We start from the raw sequence: 4,479 nt of genomic DNA on the forward strand, positions 1-4,479 counted from the left end.
GACAAGGCATCGCGAGCGTCGCGTGGTTGTTCCACGTAAGCGAGCCCCTGAAAATCGACTATGGCGCAGGATTGCCGGGGCTTGGCCGTCGACCGATCGTTATTCGTTGGGGGTTGCCCGCGCCGGACGCGCCGTGCGGCGTTGCGGCCCTTGACCGTGGGCCCGCCACGCTCGGCGACCCGCGCCTTGCCTGACACGCCCGGTGCGGGCAATGCGACGTCATATCTTATGACGACACGCCCTAGGATCTATACAGCGACCGGGGCGCTGATTCGGGCATGACTCTCGTAGCCTTCGAGTCGAATATCGTCGAAGCTGAACGCGAAAAGATCGTTTACGTCAGGGTTAAGCCACAGACGCGGGGCCGGATACGGCGTGCGCGCGAGCTGTTCGTCGGCCTGCTCGAGATGATTCAGATACAAATGCGCGTCGCCCAGGGTATGCACGAACTCGCCGACCTGCAGCCCGCAGACCTGCGCGATCATGTGCGTGAGCAGCGCATAGGACGCGATATTGAACGGCACGCCCAGAAAGATATCCGCACTGCGCTGGTAGAGCTGGCAGGACAAACGCCCGTCGGCCACATAGAACTGGAACAGCAAATGGCAGGGCGGCAGTGCCATATCGTCGACCTGAGCCGGATTCCAGGCCGTCACGATATGCCGGCGCGAATCCGGGTTGTGCTTGATCGAGTCCACGACCTTGGCCAGCTGATCCACCGAGGCCCCGTCGGGGGCGGGCCAGCTGCGCCACTGATAGCCATAGACCGGGCCGAGATCACCGTTTTCGTCCGCCCATTCGTCCCAGATGCGAACACGGTTGTCCTTGAGATAGCCGATGTTGGTATCGCCGGCGATGAACCACAGCAACTCGTGGATGATCGCGCGCAGATAGAGTTTCTTGGTCGTGAGTACCGGAAACCCCTGTGTCAGATCAAAGCGCATCTGGCGCCCGAACACCGACAGCGTACCGGTGCCCGTGCGGTCGCCCTTGGGCGTACCGTGGTGGCGCACCTCGCGCATAAGATCCAGATACGGCTGCTCGAGTGCCGCCCTGGCCGTGCCACTCATGACGTCACCGGCTTATGCCGATAAGCCAGAGCGAGCAACAGAATGCCGCCCAGGATCATCGGCGTACACAGCACCTGCCCCATGGTCATCCAGTCGAAGGCGACGAAGCCGAGAAACGAGTCCGGCTGGCGGAAGAACTCGGCAAAGAACCGCAGACAGCCGTAGCCGACCAGGAACAACCCCGAAACAGCCATGCGCGGACGCGGCTTGCGGGCAAACAGCCACAGAATCGCGAACAGCAGCAGACCTTCGAGCCCGGCTTCATAGAGCTCGGAGGGATGGCGCGGCGCCATGTCGACATGCGGGTAGATCATGGCCCAGGGCACGTCCGTCACCCGGCCGATCAGCTCGCCGTTGATGAAGTTGGCGATACGCCCGAAGAACAGGCCGACCGGCACGATGGGCGCCACGAAGTCGGTGATATCGAAAAACGCACGCTGCGTGCTGCGCGCGAACCAGCCGGCCGCGGCGAATACCCCGAGCATGCCGCCATGAAAAGACATGCCGCCCTGCCAGATATAGAACAGCTGCAACGGGTTATCCAGCAGCAGGCCGGGCTGGTAGAACAGCATATAGCCCACGCGCCCGCCCACGACCACGCCGAGCACCACATAGAACAGCAGATCGCCGACTTCTTCGCGCTGCCAGTGGATATGCGCCTGCTTCGTGCGCACGATGCCGAGCCCCCAGCCGATGAGAAAACTCAGCAGATACATCAGGCCGTACCAGTGCACGGCAAGCGGGCCGATGGCTACGGCGACGGGGTCGATATCGGGATGCACGAACATGGCGAAGAATTCTAGGTCGTGTTGACGTTTGTTGCGAGCACCGCACGGGCGAGCGCGCACCTGTAAACCGAGCCAGGCGGCGCCCCGAAGGGGATGCCGACCTGATACAAGCCCCGCGCCCGTACGGACGTTGGCGGTTCAGACTTGCTGAATGGGCGCTATCTTATGGCAATTGCGCGTTGCAGCGCTGTTACGCAATACGCCAAGGGCGTTGGCCGTAGTCCGCCAACGGCAGGACCTCGCCGCAGCGGGCCATCAAAGCGCGGCGCCCGACGGCAAAAATCAACCGGTCGATCACCGCGTCCAGGCGTACATGAACACATCGCGCGGCCCATTGCGCCGGTCGGCATGATTCGGCCGCGGCGACCAGCGCTGCAAACAGCCTTCGTAGACCATGCCCAGGGCTTCGAGAATGCGCTTTGAGGCCGCGTTTTCGGTATCGCAGGTCGCCCAGATTCGATAGAGGTCGTCGATGGATTGCGCGGCATCGAAGACCGCGGCCGCGGCCTCGCGGCCAAAGCCCTCGCGCCAGGCCGAACGGGCGAGCACATAGCCGATCTCGGCGCCGTGCTCGCTGAACGAACAGGCCACCGTGCCGATGCCGCCACGTTCGGGATGCTCGATGAGCCAGCAGTAGTCTTCACCCGACGACCAGCCCTCGGCCACGTCGTCGAGAAAGTCGCTGCTGTCGTCGAGGTCGACATGCTGTGCCCAGGTCATGAACCGGGTGACCTCGGCATCGCTTGCGAACGCGAAGATCGCGTCGGCATCGCCGCCATGGGGCACGCGCAGCGTCAGCCGCGGCGTGCTCAGGCGCTGGGGCATGCTGATCATGACGGCCTCGCTGGCAGTATTCAGCCCAGTTCTTGCTCGAATTCTTCCTTGTAGCGCGCCTTGAACTCATCCATGGTGAAGCGATGGTTCTGGGTGCCGGGGCGCTCGATCTTGATCGTGCCCATCAGCGAGGCCACGCGGCCGATCGTCGGCCAGTCCAGGCCCTGCTGCAGCCCCCAGATCAAACCGGCACGAAAGGCATCGCCACAGCCGGTCGGGTCGGCCAGCGCGGTAGGCGAGCCGGCAGGAATCTTGAACTGTTCGCCGTCGGCGTGAATCACCGACCCCTCCCCGCCCTTGGTCACGATCATGGCCTTGAGGTTTTTGGCCATCTCGGCGACCGACAGGCCGGTGCGATCGCTCATCAGCTCGGCTTCGTAGTCGTTAACCGCGACATACGCCGCCTGGCCAAGAAAGCGCTTGAGCTCTTCGCCGTTGAACATCGGCAGGCCCTGGCCCGGATCGAAGATGAAATCGATGCCGGCCTCCGCGAACTGGGCCGCGTGCTGGACCATGCCGTCCTTGCCGTCGGGGGAGACGATGCCCAGCGTGATGCCCGCGTCGCTGGGCACCTGCTGCTCGTGGGCATAGTTCATCGCCCCCGGATGAAAGGCGGTGATCTGGTTGTCGTCCAAATCGGTGGTGATATAGGCCTGGGCGGTATAGGCATCGTCCACGCCCTTGATGTAATCGCGGCTGATGCCGTGCTCGTCCATCCAGGCGGCATAATCGTCGAAGTCGGTGCCGACCGTGCCCATGGGCATGCCGTCACCGCCCAGCAGCTTCAGGGAATAGGCGATATTGCCGGCACAGCCGCCAAACTCGCGCCGCATCTCCGGCACCAGAAACGACACGTTCAGCATATGCACGCGATCCGGCAGGATCTCGTTCTTGAAGTGGCCTGTGTAGACCATGATCGTGTCGTAGGCGAAAGATCCGCAGATCAGAGCTGACATAGCTTGTCCTTTATTCGATGAGATTCGGTACGCGCCGAAGGCACGTCACACGAAGGTCAGCCGCCCATCATGCCATAGCCATGGCATACAGCCGGCGAGTTCGGTCGGCGGCCGTGACTCAGGCGCCGGCCGCGGTGGCGGATTCGTGCTTCAGATCGAGGTTCTTGGCGGCGGCGACCTCGTCCAGACGCCGTACCGGCAGCTTAACCGGCGCCTCTTTCAAGGTCGTAGCATCGGCCTTGGCTTCTTCCCAGATCGCGACCATGGCGTCGACGAAGGCATCCAGGGTTTCCTTGGATTCGCTTTCGGTCGGCTCGATGAGAAAGCACTCGGGCACGAGTAGCGGGAAATAGATGGTCGGCGCGTGAAAACCGTAGTCGAGCAGCCGCTTGGCGACGTCGGTCGCACTGACATCCAGCTGCTGCTTCTGGCGCTTGAGGGTGACGATGAACTCGTGGCTGGCACGCCGCTCGGGAAAGGCCAGATCGAAGCCGGCCGCGCGTAGCCGCGCCATCAGATAGTTCGAGTTGAGGGTGGCAAATTCGGCCACCCGGGTCATGCCGTCACGCCCGAGCAGCCGGGCATAGACATAGGCCCGCAGCAGCACGCCGGCATTGCCCATGAACGCGGACAACCGCCCGATCGTATTCGGAATGTCCTTTTCGCTCAGCCAGCGATACGTCGCATCATCGCCCTCGCCGTCGCGCCCGACCACCGGGATGGGCATGAAGTCGCGCAGCCGTTTACCCACGCCCACCGCACCGGAGCCCGGCCCGCCGCCGCCGTGCGGTGTGGAGAAGGTCTTGTGCAGATTCATGTGGATGACGTCGA

At 63.2% G+C, this 4,479-nt stretch carries 5 protein-coding genes and 1 pseudogene; 1 reads left to right on the forward strand and 5 read right to left on the reverse strand.

Going from position 1 to position 4,479, the window contains the following annotated elements; all coding sequences use genetic code 11:
• Positions 1-194: hypothetical protein (locus ABNU97_RS17250; RefSeq protein WP_348767901.1), on the forward strand; the 194-nt coding region annotated here is incomplete at its 5' end.
• A 54-nt stretch (positions 195-248) separates the two neighbouring features.
• Here the strand turns inward: ABNU97_RS17250 and ABNU97_RS17255 are convergent.
• The 5 genes and pseudogenes from ABNU97_RS17255 to ABNU97_RS17275 form a co-directional block, all read right to left on the reverse strand.
• The gene (locus ABNU97_RS17255; protein WP_348767902.1) at positions 249-1,070 is read right to left on the reverse strand and encodes a thymidylate synthase; all 822 of its coding nucleotides are present in this window, start codon (positions 1,068-1,070) and stop codon (positions 249-251) included.
• Positions 1,067-1,858, reverse strand: a complete 792-nt coding sequence (lgt, locus tag ABNU97_RS17260; protein WP_348767903.1) for a prolipoprotein diacylglyceryl transferase — start codon at positions 1,856-1,858, stop codon at positions 1,067-1,069. Before lgt ends, ABNU97_RS17255 begins: the two co-directional genes overlap by 4 nt.
• Before the next feature lie 294 nt (positions 1,859-2,152).
• Positions 2,153-2,692, reverse strand: coding sequence for a GNAT family protein (locus ABNU97_RS17265; RefSeq protein ID WP_348767904.1), 540 nt, complete (start codon positions 2,690-2,692; stop codon positions 2,153-2,155).
• Between the two features lie 20 nt (positions 2,693-2,712).
• Entirely contained in the window at positions 2,713-3,648 is a 936-nt protein-coding gene (locus tag ABNU97_RS17270) for a carbohydrate kinase family protein (protein ID WP_348767905.1), read from the reverse strand.
• A 118-nt stretch (positions 3,649-3,766) separates the two neighbouring features.
• Positions 3,767-4,479, reverse strand: a pseudogene (locus ABNU97_RS17275) (aminomethyl-transferring glycine dehydrogenase subunit GcvPB); the annotation flags it as partial.

Origin of the sequence: uncultured Salinisphaera sp. (assembly GCF_964012375.1) — a bacterium.
In the GTDB taxonomy this organism is placed as follows: domain Bacteria; phylum Pseudomonadota; class Gammaproteobacteria; order Nevskiales; family Salinisphaeraceae; genus Salinisphaera.